Genomic DNA, 20,257 nt, shown 5'->3' with positions numbered 1-20,257 from the left:
CAAAAAAGTGGCCTGATTGACATCATCCGAAAAAATTGGGACATTCAGCTTTCAACGGAGCGATGCTTGCCATGAAGAATCCGATCATCACCGCCGTCGCCTTCGACGGCATCAGCCCGTTCCACCTCTCCGTGCCGTGCCTGGTGTTCGGCACCGATCGAACCAAACTTGGGCTGCCGCGCTTCGACTTCCGTGTCTGTGCGATGGACGAGGGACCCATTCATACCGATGCGGGGCTGAGCATCGTCGTGCCGCATGGGCTTTCGGCGCTCGACGAGGCCGACATCGTCATCATCCCGAGTTGGAAGGATCTCGAGGATCCCTTGGCCGCGCCGTTCAAGGACGCGCTGCAGCGCGCGCATCGGCGCGGCGCGCTCATTGTCGGCTTGTGCCTCGGCACCTTCGCCATTGCCGGCGCCGGATTGCTGGCCGGGCGCAAGGCAACAACCCACTGGGCCTATACGGATCGGCTGCACGTGCTTCATCCCGACATCGCGATCGATGCGGACGTGCTCTATGTCGACGATGGCGACATCGTCACCTCCGCCGGCGTCGCCGCCGGCCTCGACTGCTGCCTGCACATCGTTCGCGCCCGCTATGGCGCGGAGGCCGCCCTTCGGCTTGCCCGCCACGTTGTGCTCTCGCCGCATCGGCAGGGCGGCCAGGCGCAGTTCATCGAGCGCCCGCTTGCGCCGACACCGAATGCCGACCGGTTCACGCGCGCTCTCGACCAGGTGCGGGCGGCGCTCGGCGAACCGCACAGCCTCGACAGCGTCGCCGATGCGGCCGGCCTCACCCGCCGCACCTTCACGCGCCGCTTCCAGAAGTCGATAGGCACAAGTTTCGGCGACTGGCTTGCCGACCAGCGCGTGGCATTTGCGCAGAGGCTGCTGGAGCAGACGGACAAATCGATGGACATCGTGGCCTTCGAAGCCGGCTTCGGCAGCGCCACCTCGCTGCGCCAGCACTTTGCCGCGCGGCTCAGGACCTCGCCGGTGCGGTACCGGCGTGAATTCTCAAAAACCGCTCAAAACGCCGGTGCGTTCATCGGCGCGTGACGACCCGCGCCGGGTTGCCGACGACCGTGGTGTTCGCCGGCACGTCGCGCCTCACCACCGCGCCCGCGCCGACGATGGCGCCCTCGCCTATGCTGACGCCGGCGAGGATCACCGCGCTACCGCCGATCCAGGCGTTGTCGCCGATCGTTACCGGCCTGGCGATTTCCAGTCCGGCCAGTCGGCCGACAGCTTCGCGATGATGCTCGGCGCAGTAGATCTGCACATTGGGGCCGAGCAGGGCGCCCTTGCCGATGCGCACCGGCGCGGTATCGAGGATGGTGCAGCCGGCATTGAGAAAGACCCCCTCGCCGAGATGGATGTTAAACCCGTAGGCGCAATGGAACGGCGCCTCGATGCGAGCCCCCTCGCCGACCCCGCCGAGCAGCGCCCGCAGGGCCAGTGCGATGTTGCCGCGTTGCCTGGGCGGCAGGCCGTTGTGCTCGAACACCGCATCGCGCGCGGCGACGCGCAATGCCTCCAGCTCATCGTCGATGCAGGTGTACCATTCGCCCGCCGCCATCTTCATGCGCTCGCTTGCCGTCATGGCGATACCTCCAGATTTCGTCTGCTGCCAAAGCATAATCGATTGTGAGACAAAGCCCCGTGGCGAAATGCTTGGCTTGTGCTAGCCTTCCGTCGCGAGACCACGCGACGGTCTCGGTTTGAGGGGGTCGATCGTGCTTTACATTCTCGCCCTGCTGATAGGCGTCATTGCCGGCCTGCGCGCCATGACCGCGCCCGCCGCCGTCGCCTGGGGTTCCTATCTCGGCTGGCTTCCGGTCGCGGGCACCTGGGCGAGCTTCATGGGCCACTGGATCGCCGTCGGCATCTTCACCGTCTTGGCCATCGTCGAGCTGGTCGCCGACCAGCTGCCGTCGACGCCGAGCCGCAAGGTGCCGCCGCAGTTCGGCACCCGCATCGTCGTCGGCGCCTTCTGCGGCGCGGTGATCGGCGCGACCGCCGGCGCCACCATCGGCGGCCTGGTCGCCGGCGCGATCGGCGCGGTGATCGGCACGCTGGGCGGCGCCGAGGTCCGCGGCCGGCTGGCCGCCGCATTCGGCAAGGATCAGCCCGCCGCCTTCATCGAGGATGCGGTCGCCATCATCGGCGGGTTGCTCATCGTGGCGGCGGTCGCATGAGCGCAAAGAGCTTCGACGCCATCGTCATCGGCGCCGGCCAGGCCGGGCCGCCGCTGGTCGGCCGGCTCGAGGCCGCCGGCATGAAGGTTGCGCTGATCGAGCGCAAGCTCATCGGCGGCACCTGCGTCAACACCGGCTGCATGCCGACCAAGGCGATGGTGGCGAGCGCCTATGCCGCGCATCTCGCCCGCCGCGCCGCAGACTACGGTGTCGCGCTCTCAGGCCCCGTCGGCGTGGATTACAAGCGCATCAAGGCGCGCAAGGACAAGGTCACCAACGACGCCCGCGGCAATCTCGAAAAATGGATCGCCGGGATGAAGGGCTGTACGCTTTATCGCGGCCATGCCCGTTTCGTCACCGCCGACACGGTGCACGTCGGCGACGCGCTGCTCGCCGCGCCAAAGATTTTCCTCAACACCGGCGGCCGCGCCTCGGTGCCCAACCTGCCCGGCGTCAACGACGTGCCCTATCTCACCAATTCATCGATGATGGATCTCGATGTGCTGCCCAGCCATCTGATCGTCGTCGGCGGCAGCTACATCTCGCTCGAATTCGCGCAGATGTTCCGCCGCTTCGGCTCCGAGGTCACGGTGATCGAGAAGGCGCCGCGGCTGACCGGCCGCGAGGACGAGGACACGTCCGCGGCCATCCAATCGATACTCGAAAACGAAGGCATCGCCGTCCATGTCGGCGCGGACGACATCGCCTTTGCCAGGCAAGGCAATGGGATCGCCGTCACCTTCTCCGCCGGCAAATCCCCGGCCATCGGCTCGCATGTGCTGCTGGCGCTGGGGCGCACGCCCAACACCGACGATCTCGGCCTTGACAAGGCCGGCGTAGCGGTCGACCAGCGCGGCTATATCGTCGTCGACGACCAGTTGCGCACCAATGTGCCGGGCATCTGGGCGATGGGCGACTGCAACGGCAAGGGCGCCTTCACCCATACCTCCTATAACGACTTCGAGATCGTCGCCGCCAACCTGCTCGACAACGATCCGCGCAAGGTGAGCGACCGCATCGAGGCCTATGCGCTCTACATCGATCCGCCGCTTGGGCGCTGCGGCATGACTGAGGCCGCGGTGAAGAAATCCGGCCGCCGCGCGCTGGTCGGACAGCGGCCGATGACCCGTGTCGGCCGCGCCGTCGAAAAGGGCGAGACGCAAGGCTTCATGAAAATCCTGGCCGATGCCGACACCGGCGAGATCCTCGGCTGTTCGGTGCTCGGCCCGGGCGGCGACGAGGCGATCCACTGCGTGCTCGACCTCATGTATGCCAAGGCGCCGATCTCTACGCTGGCGCGCGCCATGCACATCCACCCCAATGTCTCGGAGCTGCTGCCGACCATCGCCCAGGAGCTGAAGCCGCTGGTCTAAAGTCCAGAGGCGGCGTTCGGCCGTTGCGGCGAAGCCTCGTGCCGCGCAGCAAGCGGGCGAGCGCGATTGCGATGATACCCGACAGCCCGGCGAGGCTGGACCACTCGACAGCCCGATCGCAACAATGCATGGCTGAAACCTCCTCACGCGGAGATATCCCATGCAGAAGACGATCGAACGCATCGCCGGCGACAGCGAGGGTGTCGTTTACGAATTTCCCGTCTTGCGCTTCGAAGGCAAGGACAAGGCGGCTCCTTCCGCTTACCTGCAGGCGGCGCTGCATGCCGGCGAGCTGCCGGGCGTCGTCGCCATCGACGCCCTGGTGCCGATGCTCGCCAGGGCCGAGGCCGAGGGCCGCATCAAGGGTACGATCACCATCGTGCCCTGGGGCAACCCGATCGGCCGCGCCCAATATCATTTCGGCGAGCATCAGGGCCGCTTCAGTCTCGGCACCCGCACCAATTTCAACCGCGCCTTTCCCTTGCTTGCCGCGCCCGACGAAAGGCTCTTGCCGGATGTCAGCCTCGGCGGCGCCGATCGCCGGCTGAAGAACCGGCTCGTCCAGCTCTCGCTCGGCAACGACATCGTGCTTGACCTCCACTGCGACGACGAAGGTCTGGCCTATCTCTACATCCACACCAGCCTGTGGCCGCATATGGCCGATTGCGCGGCCGCCATGGGCGCCGAAGCCGTCCTGCTGTGGAGCGAGGACGATACCGGCACCTTCGAAGGCGCCTCGATCATGCCCTACCAGAACGTGCCGGCGAGGGTCGCGCGCTTCGATCGCCGCGCCGTCACCACGGTCGAATATCGCGGCATACTCGATGTCGACGCCGCCCTCGCCGCGGCCGATGCCGCCGGGCTTTACCGCCTGCTGGTGGTGCGCGGCGTCGTCCAGGACTCATCCGTGCCGAAATTCGAGAAATTTTCCGGACCGGTCGTACCGCAGGAAAACATCGACATGATGCCTTCGCCAAGGGCCGGCGCGATCCTTTACGACGTCAAACCCGGCGACCGCGTCAAGAAAGGCGACAGGCTGGCGACGATCGTCCACGCGCCCGGCGAGGCCGGCGGCCGCACGGAAGTGTTCGCCCCTCAGTCGGGCTTCATCCTGACCCGCCGCGCGCGCCGCATCATCCGCGCCGGCGAGGATCTTCTGAAGCTCGCCGGCGACGCCAGGAGCACCGATGCACGCTCCGGCACGCTGGAAGACTGAGGCGTAGCGGCTTTCACCATCGCCGTGAAATCCAGTTGCATGGACCTCCATTCGCCGCTATGGGAGTCGCCATGAACATGCGTTCGAACAAGACCATTTGGTGGTGGGCTCGCTGACAGCGGCCTGTTCGTGCGTGTGCGCGTGAAAAAGAGGGTGGCCGCAGCGGAATATCCGGGCGGCCATTTGTTTTTTAACGCCATTCCCGGGTCCGTTGCCCAAGACGCTGATGGAGACGGCAATGACGACTAAAGTTCTTGACAACGGGGCCGAGCGTTTCGTCACCGCGGGCGGCGTGACGATCACCCGCGAGCGGCACGACCGGCCCTATGAAGGCGCGATCGATGCCTATGTCGACGGCCTGAATTCGCGTCGCGGCGCAGTGTTCTCCTCCAACTACGAATATCCGGGCCGCTACACGCGCTGGGATACGGCCATCATCGATCCGCCGCTGGTGATTTCCGCGCGGGGACGCACGATGCGCATCGAAGCGCTGAACAAGCGCGGCGAAGCGCTATTGCCCGTGATCGGCAAGGCGCTTGGCGAGCTCAGCGAAGTGACGATCGTCGAGACCTCGAAGACGCTCATCCGCCTCGATGTCGCCAAGCCGGGCCGCGTGTTCACCGAGGAGGAGCGCAGCCGCGTTCCGTCCGTCTTCACGGTGCTGCGCGCCATCACCGCGCTGTTCAAGACCGCCGAGGACGCCAATCTCGGCCTTTACGGCGCCTTCGGCTACGACCTCGCCTTCCAGTTCGATCCTGTCGACCACAAGCTCGAGCGCAAGGAGAGCCAGCGCGACCTCGTGCTGTTCCTGCCCGACGAGATTCTCGTCGTCGACCATTATTCGACCAAGGCCTGGACCGACCGCTACGACTATTCGGGCGAGGGTTTTTCGACGGAGGGCCTGCCGCGCGACGCCACCGCCGAGCCGTTCAAGACCGCCGACCGCATCCCGCCGCGCGGCGACCATGAACCGGGCGAATACGCCAACCTGGTGCGCCGCGCCATGGAGAGCTTCAAGCGCGGCGACCTCTTCGAGGTCGTGCCTGGACAGATGTTCTACGAGCGCTGCGAGACCCAGCCTTCCGACATCTCGCGCAAGCTGAAGTCGATCAACCCCTCGCCCTACTCCTTCTTCATCAATCTCGGCGAGAACGAATATCTGATCGGCGCCTCGCCGGAGATGTTCGTGCGCGTCAACGGCCGCAGAGTCGAAACCTGCCCGATCTCGGGCACCATCAAGCGCGGCGACGACGCCATTTCTGACAGCGAGCAGATCCTCAAACTGCTCAACTCGAAGAAGGACGAGTCCGAGCTCACCATGTGCTCGGACGTCGACCGCAACGACAAGTCGCGCGTCTGCGAACCGGGCTCCGTGCGCGTCATCGGCCGCCGCCAGATCGAGATGTATTCGCGCCTGATCCACACCGTCGACCATATCGAGGGGCGGCTGCGCGAAGGCATGGACGCCTTCGACGCATTTCTCTCGCATGCCTGGGCGGTCACCGTCACCGGCGCGCCGAAACTGTGGGCCATGCGCTTCATCGAGCAGAACGAGAAGAGCCCGCGTGCCTGGTATGGCGGGGCGATCGGCATGGTCAACTTCAACGGCGACATGAACACCGGGCTGACCTTGCGCACCATCCGCATCAAGGACGGCATCGCCGAGGTCCGCGCCGGCGCCACACTGCTTTTCGACAGCATTCCCGAGGAAGAAGAAGCCGAAACCGAACTGAAGGCATCCGCCATGCTCTCCGCCATCCGCGACGCCAAGACCGGCAACGCCACCGGAACCGAGCGCACCACCGCGCGCGTCGGCGACGGCGTCAACATCCTGCTGGTCGACCATGAGGACAGTTTCGTCCACACCTTGGCCAACTACTTCCGCCAGACCGGCGCCAACGTCTCCACGGTTCGCTCGCCGGTGCCGGAGGAGGTCTTCGAGCGGTTGAAGCCGGACCTCGTCGTGCTTTCGCCCGGCCCTGGCACGCCGAAGGATTTTGACTGCGCCGCCACCATCAGACGAGCGCGCAGCCGCGACCTGCCGATCTTCGGCGTCTGTCTCGGCCTGCAGGCATTGGCCGAGGCCTATGGCGGCGAGCTCAGGCAGTTGCACATTCCCATGCATGGCAAGCCGTCGCGCATCCGCGTGTCCAAGCCGGGCATCATTTTCTCGGGCCTGCCCAAGGAAGTGACCGTCGGCCGCTACCACTCGATCTTCGCCGACCCGGTGCGCCTGCCCGACGGCTTCGTGGTCACCGCCGAGACCGAGGACGGCATCATCATGGCTTTCGAGCACCGCAAGGAGCCGATCGCGGCGGTGCAGTTCCATCCGGAATCGATCATGACGCTCGGTCACAATGCCGGCATGCGCATCATCGAAAACATCGTCGCGCATCTGCCGCGCAAGGCCAAGGAAAAGGCCGCGTAGGAACCATGGCTGCGACGCAGGACCCGGTGGCGGCCGCGGCGAAAGCCGCGACCCGCGAGAAGATTGCCAGGCTTGCCTTCTGGTCGATCCTCGTCGCCTTCGTCGTGCTCGTCTTGAAGCTTGCGGCCTGGTACATCACCGGTTCCGTGGCGCTCTATTCCGACGCGCTGGAATCGATCGTCAACGTGATCGCATCGGCCGCCGCCTTCTGGGCGATCCAGGTCAGCTACAAGCCCGCCGACCAGGACCATCCCTTCGGTCATCATAAAGCCGAATATTTTTCCGCCGTCCTCGAAGGCGTGCTGATCGTCGTCGCGGCGCTGCTGATCCTCAACGAGGTCTGGCAGTCCTGGCAACATCCGGCCCCGCTGGAACAGCCTTGGGAAGGACTTGCCGTCAACGGCGTCGCGACGGTCATCAATGCGATCTGGGCCTGGACGCTGATCCGCGCCGGCCGGAATGCGAAGTCGCCTGCGCTTGTCGCCGACGGCCAGCACATCATGACCGACGTGGTAACATCCGTCGGCGTGTTCGGCGGTCTTGTCGGTGCCGTGCTCACCGGTTGGCAGATCCTCGACCCGGCGCTTGCCGTGATCGTCGCGCTCAACATCCTATGGCAGGGCTGGCACGTCATCGGCTCGTCGATGAGCGGGCTGATGGACCGAGCCGTCGACAATCACGAGCACATGCAAATCCGCAACATCATATCGGCCAATTCGAAGGGCGCGCTCGAGGTGCATGATCTCAAGACGCGCATTGCCGGCCGCGCCACCTTCATCGAGTTCCATCTGGTGGTCGACGCCGACATGACCGTCGGCGCCAGCCATGTCATCTGCGACCGCATCGAGGATGCGCTGAAGGCCGAGATCCCCTCGGTGCGCGTCACCATCCATGTCGAGCCGGACGACGAGGCGAAGCTGCCGAAAGGCACCGCGGCGGTGCCTTTCGCCTGAGAGGGTTCATATCGCGGCCTTGGAGGTTTCGGTGAAGCCTCCCAACTTCGTCATTCTAGGGCGAAGCAGGAGCGAAGCTCCGTCGCGAAGACCCTGGAATCCATGCCGTTACCTTCGCCAAGGCATGCAACGGAGCAAAATTCTGCACCGAGGCGGCGCTTCCAAGTCACAGGATTCTATGGTCTGCGCCGCGTCGCGTCGCTCCTTGCTCCGCCATAGAATGACGAAGCGCAGGTTACGGAGCGCATGCCGATTGCGGCATCGGCTCCAGTCGATAAACCTTGTCGTCGGACGTGGTCTTGCCGTTCGCCGCCTTCGAGCAGAGATCGAGGACCGCCACCGCATTGTTGGGGTTCGCGACCATCATCGTGCCGTTGACGCCGCGCTTGAGGAAGATCTCCTTCTGCGAGACGTTGCAGGAAAAATCGCTCATCTTGGAATTGGCCGAGCAGCGCCACTGATCGGCCTCGCCCTGGCAGGAATAGGTCTGCGTGACCTTTTTCCCTTTCTGCCTCGTCGTCACCGAAACGGCGACATCCGCCCCATCCGGCCAGTTCGCGGCATCGCCGCCGGCTGAGAAGGAGGCGAGCTCGACGGGTCCGCGAAACACGCGGATCGATTGCGTCAGCTGGTTGGGGTGCGACTTCAGATGCGCATCGTCGTAGTCACGCCCGAAGCAGAAGGGCTGATCGGGCTTCAGCCGCAAGCGCAGCGGGTCGCCCAGCGCCGGGTCGATCGGATCGATGCGCGCGAACTCCGCCTTGCAGGTCTCGGCCGGCATCGGGTCCAGCTTGAAATTGTCGTCCTCGCTGCCCAGCGCCTGCCTGTTGTACTCGGCCTTGCCGAGCTGCTCTTCCGAATCCGGGTCGAGATAGACGTCTGGCGACAGGCCGGACAGAAGAAGCTTCCCCTTGTCGTCGACTTTCAGCGAAGCCAGCGTCCGGTCGCAGTCCATGCCGCAACGGATGCCGCTCGCCTTGTCGCTGGGATCCTCCTTGTTGCACCAGCTGCTCGCCCATTCCGGCTTCTTGGCGCCGCGCACCGTTGTCGTGAGAAAGCCGTTATAGGACGTATCTTGGTTGGCGGCGGGTTCTTCGTTCGTCCGGCTGACCGGGTCATGGCCGTAGAAGAAGAAGATGCGCGCCACCTTCTGGCGCGGATGCGCCTTGAGATGGGCGGTGTCGTAGACGCGGCCGAAGCAGGCGTCGGCGCCGGTCGGGCTGAGCTCGGGAAGCTTGGGCGGCTGTTCGGCGCGCGCCGCGCCGAACAAAGCGGCAAAGGCGGCGCAAAGCACCACCGCCATGGTCCTCGCCACCATGGTCCTCGATATCATGTGATCCTCCTCCCACCGACAGGACTTGGATATGCTAGTCTAGGAGTGCCGCCTGGACCATGCAAAAATCGCGAGCGGACGGGCGAACGGAGGATACGATGCTGCGCCGTGACATCTTTCGTGCCGGTCTCGCTGGCGCCGCGGGCCTTTTCGGCCTGAGCCGGGCAAATGCGGCAACGCATGAGGGGCGGCTGAAAGTCGCCTATCACCTCAGCGACGTCGACAAGGTCAACTTCGTCCTCGGCAACATCAAGAACCACTATGAGGGCACCGGCGGCAACGTCGACATCGTGCTTGTGGTGCACGGTCCGGCTCTGGCCGCCTTCAAGGCCAAGGGCGCTTCCGGCGCTGTTTCCAGCCGCTTCGCCGGCCTCGTCCAGCAGGGACTTGTGCCGCAAGCCTGCGGCAACACCTTGCACGGCATGGATATCACGCTGACCGACCTGCTGGCGGGCTTCGAGCTTGCCGACAAGGGCGGCGTCGTGAAGCTCGCCGAACTGCAGCATCAGGGCTATGTCTATCTCAGGCCCTGAATGCGCCCCCACTGAACGCCAACACTTGAAGGCCGGGCCGGCAATGGCCTACGAAGGATGGCAACCCGGAGGCCAGCCGACATGACGACACTTGCCATCCCCGATCTTGCCGGCAAGGCGGTGCTGGTCACCGGCGCTTCGACCGGGATCGGCGCGGCACTTGCCCGTGCTTACGCGGCGCAGAAATGCCGCGTCGCGCTGCATTTCAATGCAAGCCGCGCTCCCGCCGAAACCGTGGCCGGATCCATCCGCGACGATGGCGGCGAGGTGTTCCTGGTCCAGGGCGACTTCTCGAACCCGGCCGACGTCGAGCGTGTCGTCGAAGAGAGCGCAAACCAATTCGGCCGGCTCGACGGCCTGGTCAACAATGCCGGCGGCATGCTTGGCCGCGTCGCCTATGCCGACCAGGACGAGGCGCATTACGACGCCGTGATGGACCTCAACGCGCGCTCGGTGCTGACCGCTTCGCGCAAGGCGATTCCCTGGCTGAAGCGCCAGGGCGGCTTCATTATCAACACCACCTCGATCGCCGCCCGCAACGGCGCCGGCGGTGGTGCCGGCCTCTACGGGTCGTCCAAAGCCTTCGTTTCCAACGTGACGCGCGGCATGGCCAAGGAGCTGATCGGCTTCGGCATCCGCGTCAACGCCGTGGCGCCCGGCACGATCCTGACGCCCTTCCACGAACGCTATTCGAACGCCGAGCAGATCAAGGCCATGGTCGCCACCATTCCGCAAGGGCGCGCCGGAACGCCCGAGGATTGCGTCGGCGCCTATCTGTTCCTGTCGTCCGATCTGTTGAGCGGCTACATCATCGGCCAGGTGATCGAGGTCAATGGTGGCCAGTTGATGCCGTGAGCGGTCGACTGCATACTCGATGCAGCGCGCAACCTGGAGGAGATCAAGGGCATGTACGGACTGATCGGCAAGATGCGGGCGGCGCGCGGCCAGCGCGATGCGGTCATGGACGTGCTGCGCGAAAGCACCGGCGCTCTCCCCGGCTGCCTGAGCTACATCATCGCCACCGATCCGGCCGACGCCGACGCCATCTGGGTCACCGAAGTGTGGACCGACCAGGCGAGCCATAAGGCATCGCTGCAGCTGCCGGACGTCCAGGCGGCGATCGCCAGGGCGCGTCCCTTCATCGCCGGCTTCGAATTCCAGATCGAGACCCATCCCGTGGGCGGCTTCGGCCTTCCTGCGCCCGAAAAGGCCGGGTGAAGTCGTGGCAGCCCAATGTCGTGGCCCGCTATCCAGGCCCGATCCGAAAGCTCTGACGGACGCACGACCTACTGACAATCCCCGCGGAGCTTCGTTTGGATTGCCGGGGTCTATCGCCCCGCCGCAAGCCTTTCGGGGAGGAAATCGACGAAGACCCGGACCTTCGGCGAAAGATGGCGATTGGACGGCCACAGCATGCGGAACTGGCCGCGGCCATCGACATGGTCGTCGAGCACGGTGCGCAGTCTGCCGTCATGCAGCGCCTCCCGAACCAGGAAGTCGGGCATGCAGGCGATGCCGAGACCGGCAATCGTCGCGCCCTTCAATGCCTCCATGTTGTTGCAGGTCAGCATCGAACGGATCTGCGGCTCGGCGCTCCCGGTGGTGAACGGCCAGTTGAGCAGCCTGCCGCTGTTGAGAAAGCGGAAGTGTATCCCGAAATGCGCCGCGAGATCCGCCGGCGTGCCGGGCGTGCCATGGCGATCGAGGTAGGAAGCGGCCGCGCAGAGCAGCATGCGAAAGGGCGCAACCGGCCTCGACACCAATCGCGAATCGGGCAGCTCGCCGCTGCGGATCGCCACGTCGATACCCTCGTCGATAACGTCGACGATGCGATCGTTGAAATCGATGTCGAGCTCGATCTCGGGATAGCGGGCCATGAACTCCGACAGCACCGGCAAGAGCAGATGATAGGTGACGATCGGTGTCGAGATGCGCAGCCGGCCATGCGGCGTCTCGCGTGTCCGCGACAGCATCGCCTCCGCTTCTTCTATGTCGTCGAGGATGCGGCGCACCCGCTCGTTGAACGACTTGCCCTCCTCGGTCAGGCCGATACGCCGCGTGCTGCGCTGCAGGAGACGCACGCCGAGCTCCTGCTCGAGCCGGGCGACGCTCTTGCCGATGGCGGAGGCGGAGATGCCGAGCGCCCGTCCGGCGGCGACGAAACTGCCGAGCTCGGCGGTGCGGGCGAAGGCCAGAAGGCCGTTCAGACGATCCATGGCATAAACCTATTCGAGCGTTTCATTCCGGGATGACTGGCAGTCTAATACTATTTTGCCGGAAATGCCGCCGCCCTATCTTGTCGTTGCGGCCGGCGCTGCCAGTCAGGGCATGTCGGCAAATCCTGCCTTAGATAGGAAAATCCATGACTTTGATGACCAGAACCGGCCCGGCCGGCAGATGGCTCGTGCTGCTGTCGGTTTGCCTCGCTGCCATGACGATGCCGTTGAGCTTCACCGGTCCCGCCGTGGCGCTGTCCCGCATTGCCGCCGAGCTCGGCGGCAGTCCGATCGAGCTCAATTGGGTGACCAATGCCTTCATGCTGACCTTCGGCGCCGGCCTCATGGCGGCCGGAGCGTTGGCCGACAACCTTGGCCGCAAGCGGATTTTTCTCGCCGGCCTCGCTGCCTATGTCCTTGCCGCGCTGGGCTGCATGCTGGCGCCAGGTATCGTCTGGTTCGACTTGTTCAGGGCCCTGCAAGGCATAGGCGGCGCCGCCGCTTTTGCCGGCGGTGCCTCTGCGCTTGCGCAGGAATTCGACGGGCAATTGCGTCTGCGCGCCTTCAGCTTTCTCGGCACCAGCTTCGGCATCGGCCTTGCCTTCGGCCCTGTTGCCTCCGGCCTGCTCATCGACGCGTTCGGCTGGCGCGCGATCTTTCTTCTGGTGGCGGTGCTTGGCGTTGCCGCCGCCGCGCTTGGCCTGCGCGCCGTCGCCGAATCGCGCGACCCGGATGCAACCGGGCTCGACTGGACAGGAGCCGGCACCTTTACCATCGCGCTTGCCGCGCTGACCTGCGGCGTGCTGCAGGCGCCCCAGAGCGGTTGGGCCAATCCCCTCGTTATCGCCCTTCTCGGCGTGGCTGCCATCTTCTTTGCCGCCTTCGTCATTGTCGAGCGGCGGGTGCGTCGGCCGATGCTGGACCTGACACTGTTCCGCTTCCCGCGTTTCGTCGGCGTGCAGTTCCTGGCCGCCGCCCCTGCCTATGCCTTCGTCGTCCTGCTCGTGCTCCTGCCGATCCGCTTCATCGGCATCGAGGGGATGAGCGAGATCGAGGTGGGGCAATTGATGATCTGCCTGTCCGGGCCGCTGCTGATCTTGCCGCTGCTGGCCGGCCAGGCGGCACGCTGGATCGCCCCGGCCACCATCTGCGGTGTGGGCCTCCTCGTCGCCGCGGGCGGCCTGGTCTGGCTCAGTCGCGTGCCGGTGGCGGACAACGCGCTGGTGCTCCCGCTGATCTTGATCGGCATCGGCATCGCCTTGCCCTGGGGGCTGATGGACGGACTTGCCGTCAGCGTCGTGCCGAAGGAACGCGCCGGCATGGCGGTCGGCATATTCAACACCACCCGCGTCGCCAGCGAGGGCGTGGCCCTGGCGATCGTCATGGCGGCCTTGTCCGGTTTCACGGCCACGCAGCTTAGCGCTCAAGGACTGGCCTCGCCTGCCGAAGCGGCCGCGGCGGCACAGCTACTGGCAACCGGCAATATCAGCGAAACGGTGCAACATCTGCACTTGGCCGACGCCAGTGCCCTGGTCCAAGCCTATGAAACGGCTTTCGACCGGCTGCTCATCGTGCTGGCGACGATCACCGTGCTCACCGCCATCGTCGTCTTCCTCGGCTTGCGTCGCGGATCGGCGTCGGAACAAGATGTCGCGCCTGTCCCGGCCTGCCAGGAGAGTTAGCCGTCAGGAAACCCATTTGCCGGCCTGGCTCACCTGAATATCAACGCACCTCAGTCCAACCTGTGCATCAGATCGTCATCCAGCCAGCGGCCGAAGAAATAGACGAGTTGCTTGTGCCACCACGGCCAATCATGGCTGACGTCGCCGCCCCAATAGTCGACCCAGGCCGGGATAGATTTGTCGCGCAGCACCTGTTCCAGCTCGCGCGTCTCGACCAGCATGCGCTCTTCCCAGGCGCCTTGGCCGCAGCAGAAGATCAGCCTGAGCGCCCTGAGCCGCCCGAGCAGCTTCTGGTCGACGATGCCGGGCAGATAATCGAGCGGCGAGTTGAAATAGATATTGCCTTCCAGCGCGCGGCCGAAAAAGTCGCGCGCCGAATAGACGCCGGACAGCGAGATCACCCCGCTCGCCAGCTCCGGGAAGCGGAACACGAAATTGGATGAGTGGTAGCCGCCCATCGAGCAGCCGCAAAACAGCGGCTTCAAAACGCGGCCGCCGTTGGACTTGCCGGCAACCGCCTGCAATTCCGGCAGCGCTTCTTCGCGCACATAGCGGAAATAGGCTTCGTGGCGGGCGATGCGCTGCGCCGGGTCGGCATGCTTGTCGAAGAAGGATTCCGAGTCGATGCCGTCGAGCGTGAAGAGCTGGATGCGGCCGGTGTCGATGAAGTCGGCAAGCGCCGCGACGCCTCCCGAATCCTCGAACTGATAGAACCGCCCTTGCGAGGTCGGGAACACCACCACCGGACGCCCGGCATGGCCATAGCGCTTGTATTCCATGTCTCGGCCGAGATTGCGGACATGGTCCTTGTGATAGGAGACGTCCATCGGCTCAGGCCTTTTCCGCGTGGATGTAGTCGACCGCCTGGCGCAGCGCCTTCGGATCCTTCGAACGCATCTGGTAGGCGTAATTGCCCATGGCGCGGCTGAAGACCTCTTCGATAGCCTGATGGTGGACGATCTTGTCGCCGTGGGCGGCTAGCACGTCCGCATGGCTGTGCAAATAGTCGATGTGGCGTTTGCGGCTGGCATAGGCGGTGAAATACTTGCCCTTGTAAGGGCCCCCGGCCGCGTCCTTGACCACCATGTCGGCCCAGGCGGCATAGACGTCGATATCGAAGGTGTAGTTGATGGCGTCGGTCATCCAGGCGCCGGGAGGGCGCATATTGACCTCGAGCGCGATGACGCGTTTGTCGCTGGTTTCGAACAGCTCGATATGGAAGAAGCGCTCGCGCACGTCAAACGCCTTGAGGATCTTGCGGCCCGCCTCCTCGACTTCCGGGCTGATCTCGGGAAAGCAGGTGTAGCTCATATGGCGGTCGCGGTTGACAGCCTCCATGATGCTCTGATCGTAACGGTGGCTCGCCGCCAGCACCACTTCGCCGTCGCGGTTGACCAGCCCGTCAAAGGTCACCACCAGCCCTTCTATGAACTGCTCCATGACGAAGGTTACACCCTCCGGCTTGTCCTTGAAGAACTGGTCGAGCTCCTTGGCGTTGGAGATCTTGAAGGTGTTCGAGGCGCCGGAGCCGGAATCCGGCTTGACCACCACCGGGAAGCCGACGCGGCGGATGAAGGTCATGGCGCCGGCGCGGTCGGAGCATTTGCGCTGCGGGATGGTCTCCACGCCGCTCTTGCGGAAGAAAGCGCGCATACGGCTTTTCCGCTTCAAATTCTTCACGAAGTCGAGCTTGGTGCCGAAGATGTTGAAATCGGTGCGGATATTGGCTTCAAGTTCGAGCCAATGCTCGTTGAGCGACTCGAAGCGATCGATGCGGCCCCATTTATGGATGAAGTGCCCCATCGCCCGGAAGACGACGTCGTAATCGTCCATGTCGGCGATGCGGTAATATTCCGAAAGCGCCGCCTTCAGCTTGGCGTTCAAGGTCTCGTAAGGCGCGTCGCCGATGCCCAGAACCGTGGCGCCGGCCTTCTTCAGCCGGTCGCAGAAATCGGCGCCGTTGGCCGGAAAATGCGGCGAGAAGAACACGAAATTCATGGGCGACCCCTTCCCGGAGCTTCGCTCGGCAGCCAAGCTTTCGAAACCAAGCCTTCGAAACCAAGTCTGGCGCATTTGCGAGGCGCGGGGAAGGCTGTCCGCACCGGCGGCGATATTAGGCAAGGGCATTCATCCATGCGTCCCGCTTGCCTCCGACGGGCCGCTCCTGTAAGAGAGCCGGCATGACCACGCGCGTCCGCTCCGTCGCCTCCTCTCGCACCGGCTTTGCCGGCGAGACCGCGCGCGCGCTCGCCTCGACCCTGCTTCTTCTCGGCCTTATCGGCGATCGCCGGGTTCGCTGAAGGAGCGCCCGGCGGTCGAAACCGCCGCTCAAGGCGCATGCTCCTTGGCCAGACTTTGGCAAGTCACATCAAGCGAACGAATTTTTGGTAGAGGCGACGCTCGCCACCCATCCGCCTGAAGCGGGCATGCGGGCCGCCGGGAGAAACGACGATGAACGCACGAGAAGAAATCCGCGCCGGCGAGGCTGAAAGCCGGAAGCGCGCGGCCGGCCACATGCCGGATGCAGCACGTAAATACCAATCCTACCCGACGGTCGGCCTGACCGACCGCACCTGGCCGAACAAGACTATCGACAAGGCGCCGATCTGGTGCTCGGTCGACCTGCGCGACGGCAACCAGGCGCTGATCGACCCGATGGGTCATGAGCGCAAGGCGCGCATGTTCGCCATGCTGCTCGACATGGGCTTCAAGGAAATCGAGATCGGCTTCCCCTCGGCCTCGCAGACCGATTTCGACTTTGCCCGCTGGTGCATCGAGGAAGGCGGCGTGCCGCAGGATGTATCGCTCCAGGTGCTGGTACAGTGCCGGCCCGAGCTGATCACGCGGACCTTCGAGGCGCTGAAGGACGCGCACCGCCCGATCGTGCATTTCTACAATTCGACCAGCGAGCTGCAGCGCCGGGTCGTGTTCGAGAAGGATGTCGCCGGCATCAAGCGCATCGCCACCGACGCCGCCAAGATGATCACCGACATGGCCGCCAAGGCCGGCGGCGGCTACCGCTTCGAGTATTCACCGGAGAGCTTCACCGGCACCGAGCTCGAAGTCGCGCTGGAGATCTGCAACGCCGTCACCGAGATCGTGAAGCCGACGGCCGACAACAAGCTGATCATCAACCTGCCGTCGACGGTCGAGATGTCGACGCCCAACGTCTATGCAGATCGCATCGAATGGATGTGCCGCAACCTCGACGCCAGAGAGAACCTGATCGTCTCGCTGCATCCGCACAACGACCGCGGCACCGGCATCGCCACCACCGAGCTCGGCCTGATGGCTGGCGCCGACCGCGTCGAAGGCACGCTGTTCGGCAATGGCGAACGCACCGGCAATGTCGATATCGTCACGCTGGCGCTCAACATGTTCACCCAGGGCGTCGATCCGGAGCTCGACTGCTCCGACATCAACCGGATGAAGGACGTCTACGAATATTCGAACCAGCTGAAGATCCCGGAACGTCACCCTTATGTCGGCGAACTGGTCTACACGGCTTTCTCCGGCTCGCACCAGGACGCCATCAACAAGGGCATGAAAGCTCTGAAGAAGGCCAACACCCCAATTTGGGAAGTGCCTTATCTGCCGATCGATCCGGCCGATGTCGGCCGCACCTACGAGGCGATCATCCGCATCAACTCGCAGTCCGGCAAAGGCGGCATCGCCTACGTGCTGCAGGCAGATTACGGCCTCAACTTGCCGCGCAACCTGCAGATTGAATTCAGCCAGGCGATCCAGGCGATCACCGATGCGGAAGGCAAGGAAGTACCGGCCAGGCGCATCCACGAACGCTTCCTCGAAACCTATGTCGACCAGCCCGGCGCGCGGCTGAAGTTCCTCGACCATCGCACCTATCCCGACATCGAGGTGAAGGGCCGGCGCATGGTCGAAGCGGATATTCTCGACAACGGCAAGGAAGTGACCATCACCGGCTCGGGCACCGGCCCGATCGACGGCTTTGTCGATGCGCTCTCGCGCCATGTCGGCGTCGACATGTCGGTGCTCGACTATTCCGAGCATTCCTTGCAGCGCGGCTCCAACGCCTCGGCGATCTCCTATGTCGAGATGGAGTATCCGGGCGGCAAGCTGTTCGGCGCCGGTATCAACACCAACATCGTCGCCGCCTCGCTGGAGGCCGTCGTTTCGGCCGCCAACCGGATCATCGGGGGCTAGAGCAAATTCCAGGAAAAGTGTGAAGCGGTTAGGCTCGGCGGTTTCGCCGTAGCCTTCCGTCCGGAATTGCGGTCAAACAAAAATTGGGCGGTTCACCGTTCGTGAAACGGTGAATCGCTCTAGCCGGATGATCTGATTCAGCGATGGAGCTGGCGCATTCCACCTTGCGCCACGCTTCAGAAGCGGATGCGAACCTGCCATTCGTTAACCGCCTGAGGAATTTCCGGTGGCTTACGCGATCACATAATAGAAGCATCCTTGTGCGCCGGCGCGAGCGCTATATTATCGCTCCCTAACCTGTGCCGACTTCGAAAGGATCGACACTTGGAGCATGCCCCGCCTGCCGCCCCCGCAGTGCGCGAGACATTGGAGCGACTGCTTGCCAGCGAAACGTTCGGACGATCCGAGCGTGCCCGCAGGCTATTACGCTATCTGGTTGAACGCGAGCAGGCCGGCGAGGCGGACAGGCTGAAAGGCGTTTCCATCGCCATGGACGTCTTCGGCAAGGACGGCGATTTCGACGCCTCCACCGATGCCGTGGTCAGGGTTCAGGCCGGTCGTCTGCGCGAGCTCCTGGAGCAGTATTTCGCCAATGAAGGTGTCGCCGAGCCGGTGCGCATCGCGATCCCGCGCGGCGGTTATGTCCCGTCCTACGAGCCGAACGCGATCCGCCTGCCTGGCGACGCCAGGTCCGCCTCCAAGACCATCGCGCAGCGGCCCGACGCTTCGGCCGCAGCCACTCCGGCCGCAACCGAACATCTCGACACCTCTGCCCCGGGCGAACCTGTAGCGTTGATGGCGCCGGCAGCACCCGCCCAGTCGCTCACGCGGCAATTGCGGTTCTTCTGGGCTGCCATGGCTCTGGTCATTGTCATGCTCGGCGTGCTCATCGTGCGTCAAGGCGATGCCTTCCTCAACGGCGGCGACACTGTCGCGACAGTCGAGACGGCGCGCCTGGCCGGCACCGCCCAGTCCGGATTCGACTCCCTGCCGCTGATCTACATCGCAGTCAAAGCCGATGGAGCGGAGGCGGCTCGCGTCGCGTCGTCGCTGCGCGCCGGGCTTGCGGGGTTCGACACCATCGATTTCATCGGGCGCGATGCGGATTCGACGCGTGATCGGTCCGCCGATCCGATCAGTTTCGTTTTCGAAATTGTTCCCGGGCCCGCTGCCGGCGACGTCACGGTGGAGTTGCAGAGCGTCGGGACCGGGCGGGTGCTCCTGTCGCGCAACCTTACATCAGCCGAGAGCGCCCCTGGCGCGGTTGAAGGCAACGTCGCCAGCCTTCTCACCTTGACCGTTCCCGCTTCCGGCGCGATCTACAGCTACATCGACCAGAGCGACATCCGGACCAGCCAGATCGGGTGCCTGGTGCTCGACGACCGCTATTATCTCGACATGAGCGCCCAGACGCACGAAATTGCGTATCGCTGCCTGGAGAAGCTGGTCGGCGAAGGCACCAAATCGTCGCTTGTCTACGCGGAACTGGCCGCACTTCATGTGGAAGCCGTCACCGCGCACTATGCCTATCCACCGGAAGCGACGCTCGAAAAGGCAATGTCGCTTGCCCACCGCGCGGTCCAGATGGGGCCGATGAGCCCGCATGCGCATCGCGCCCTTGGCTACCTCAACTCGCGTCTCGGCAACACGGACGAAGCGATCCGATTGATGCGAAAGGCTTACGAACTCAACCCGTACGACCTCGGCATGGCCGCCGCCTATGGCTACGGGCTGATCTTCGCCGGCAAATATGATGAGGGAACGCCAATCCTGGGCCACGCGGTCGAAGCCTTCAGCGGCCATCCGACTTGGTGGGACTATGGCCTTTTCGTGGGAGCCTTCATGCAGGGCGATATGAAAAGGGCGGCCATCGCCAGCGAATCGCTGCGCACGACGGCATCAAAGTCGCATTACCTGGCCGCGCGCCTGATCGGCGCCAGGATTTCGGGCCGCGACAAGCTGGCGGGCGAGCTTGCCAACGAGCTCACCGCACAATTCCCGAAGTTCGCCGCCGACCCGCGCGCGACATTCGTCGATCGCAAATACCCCGCGGATCTCACCGATCGGCTGGTTCAATCCTTGCGGGCCGCCGGGATCGGCAACCCGAGCTAATCCAACTCTCCACACTCATTTGGGCCACACGA

The 20,257-nt window shown here is 64.4% G+C and carries 17 protein-coding genes; 12 read left to right on the top strand and 5 right to left on the bottom strand.

What is annotated here, in order from left to right; genetic code table 11:
- The first annotated feature begins 71 nt into the window (after window positions 1–71).
- Window positions 72–1,058 carry a helix-turn-helix domain-containing protein gene (locus FJ980_RS13905; RefSeq protein ID WP_140543544.1) on the top strand — a complete coding sequence of 329 codons (987 nt, stop codon included), beginning with the start codon at window positions 72–74 and terminating at the stop codon, window positions 1,056–1,058.
- On the opposite strand, the gene FJ980_RS13900 is transcribed toward FJ980_RS13905, so the two are convergent.
- Window positions 1,045–1,602, bottom strand: a complete 558-nt coding sequence (locus FJ980_RS13900; RefSeq protein ID WP_140543542.1) for a sugar O-acetyltransferase — start codon at window positions 1,600–1,602, stop codon at window positions 1,045–1,047. The two genes, FJ980_RS13905 and FJ980_RS13900, sit on opposite strands and share 14 nt — an antisense overlap.
- Window positions 1,603–1,735: 133 nt before the next feature.
- Here FJ980_RS13900 and FJ980_RS13895 point away from each other — a divergent pair, with 133 nt between their 5' ends.
- From FJ980_RS13895 to FJ980_RS13875, 5 genes are all read left to right on the top strand, one after another.
- Entirely contained in the window at window positions 1,736–2,197 is a 462-nt protein-coding gene (locus FJ980_RS13895) for a DUF4126 domain-containing protein (protein ID WP_140543540.1), read from the top strand.
- Entirely contained in the window at window positions 2,194–3,570 is a 1,377-nt protein-coding gene (locus tag FJ980_RS13890) for an FAD-containing oxidoreductase (RefSeq protein ID WP_140543538.1), read from the top strand. Before FJ980_RS13895 ends, FJ980_RS13890 begins: the two co-directional genes overlap by 4 nt.
- A gap of 160 nt (window positions 3,571–3,730) precedes the next feature.
- Window positions 3,731–4,786 carry a succinylglutamate desuccinylase/aspartoacylase family protein gene (locus tag FJ980_RS13885; RefSeq protein WP_140543536.1) on the top strand — a complete coding sequence of 352 codons (1,056 nt, stop codon included), beginning with the start codon at window positions 3,731–3,733 and terminating at the stop codon, window positions 4,784–4,786.
- Between the two features lie 238 nt (window positions 4,787–5,024).
- A complete protein-coding gene (locus FJ980_RS13880) occupies window positions 5,025–7,214 on the top strand; it encodes an anthranilate synthase (RefSeq protein WP_140543534.1) in 2,190 nt (729 codons plus the stop codon).
- Window positions 7,215–7,219: 5 nt separating this feature from the next.
- Complete coding sequence (locus FJ980_RS13875) at window positions 7,220–8,167, top strand: cation diffusion facilitator family transporter (protein ID WP_140543532.1); 948 nt, start codon at window positions 7,220–7,222, stop codon at window positions 8,165–8,167.
- Window positions 8,168–8,402: 235 nt separating this feature from the next.
- Here the strand turns inward: FJ980_RS13875 and FJ980_RS13870 are convergent, their stop codons facing one another.
- Window positions 8,403–9,500, bottom strand: coding sequence for a hypothetical protein (locus FJ980_RS13870; RefSeq protein WP_140543530.1), 1,098 nt, complete (start codon window positions 9,498–9,500; stop codon window positions 8,403–8,405).
- 98 nt (window positions 9,501–9,598) lie between these two features.
- Between FJ980_RS13870 and FJ980_RS13865 the strand changes: the two genes are divergently transcribed.
- The 3 genes from FJ980_RS13865 to FJ980_RS13855 all read left to right on the top strand — a co-directional run bounded on the left by FJ980_RS13865 (window position 9,599) and on the right by FJ980_RS13855 (window position 11,251).
- Window positions 9,599–10,033, top strand: coding sequence for a DsrE family protein (locus FJ980_RS13865; RefSeq protein WP_140543528.1), 435 nt, complete (start codon window positions 9,599–9,601; stop codon window positions 10,031–10,033).
- A gap of 81 nt (window positions 10,034–10,114) precedes the next feature.
- Window positions 10,115–10,888, top strand: coding sequence for an SDR family oxidoreductase (locus FJ980_RS13860; RefSeq protein ID WP_181181197.1), 774 nt, complete (start codon window positions 10,115–10,117; stop codon window positions 10,886–10,888).
- Between the two features lie 51 nt (window positions 10,889–10,939).
- Entirely contained in the window at window positions 10,940–11,251 is a 312-nt protein-coding gene (locus FJ980_RS13855) for a putative quinol monooxygenase (protein WP_140543524.1), read from the top strand.
- Window positions 11,252–11,361: 110 nt separating this feature from the next.
- Here FJ980_RS13855 and FJ980_RS13850 read toward each other — a convergent pair whose 3' ends face one another.
- A complete protein-coding gene (locus tag FJ980_RS13850) occupies window positions 11,362–12,249 on the bottom strand; it encodes a LysR family transcriptional regulator (protein ID WP_140543522.1) in 888 nt (295 codons plus the stop codon).
- Window positions 12,250–12,395: 146 nt separating this feature from the next.
- Between FJ980_RS13850 and FJ980_RS13845 the strand changes: the two genes are divergently transcribed.
- Window positions 12,396–13,931, top strand: a complete 1,536-nt coding sequence (locus FJ980_RS13845; RefSeq protein WP_140543520.1) for an MFS transporter — start codon at window positions 12,396–12,398, stop codon at window positions 13,929–13,931.
- A 50-nt stretch (window positions 13,932–13,981) separates the two neighbouring features.
- Here the strand turns inward: FJ980_RS13845 and FJ980_RS13840 are convergent, their stop codons facing one another.
- Both FJ980_RS13840 and FJ980_RS13835 read right to left on the bottom strand, forming a co-directional pair.
- The gene (locus tag FJ980_RS13840) at window positions 13,982–14,758 is read right to left on the bottom strand and encodes an alpha/beta hydrolase-fold protein (protein ID WP_140543518.1); all 777 of its coding nucleotides are present in this window, start codon (window positions 14,756–14,758) and stop codon (window positions 13,982–13,984) included.
- Window positions 14,759–14,762: 4 nt separating this feature from the next.
- A complete protein-coding gene (locus FJ980_RS13835; protein ID WP_140543516.1) occupies window positions 14,763–15,929 on the bottom strand; it encodes an ATP-grasp domain-containing protein in 1,167 nt (388 codons plus the stop codon).
- A gap of 453 nt (window positions 15,930–16,382) precedes the next feature.
- Between FJ980_RS13835 and leuA the strand changes: the two genes are divergently transcribed.
- On the top strand, window positions 16,383–18,113 hold the full coding sequence (gene leuA, locus FJ980_RS13825) for a 2-isopropylmalate synthase (RefSeq protein WP_140543514.1): 1,731 nt from the start codon (window positions 16,383–16,385) through the stop codon (window positions 18,111–18,113).
- A gap of 324 nt (window positions 18,114–18,437) precedes the next feature.
- Complete coding sequence (locus FJ980_RS13820; protein ID WP_140543512.1) at window positions 18,438–20,225, top strand: hypothetical protein; 1,788 nt, start codon at window positions 18,438–18,440, stop codon at window positions 20,223–20,225.
- Window positions 20,226–20,257: the final 32 nt, after the last annotated feature.

This window comes from Mesorhizobium sp. B1-1-5 (assembly GCF_006443065.1).
Classification (GTDB): domain Bacteria; phylum Pseudomonadota; class Alphaproteobacteria; order Rhizobiales; family Rhizobiaceae; genus Mesorhizobium.
This window is presented reverse-complemented; position numbering and strand designations above follow the sequence as displayed.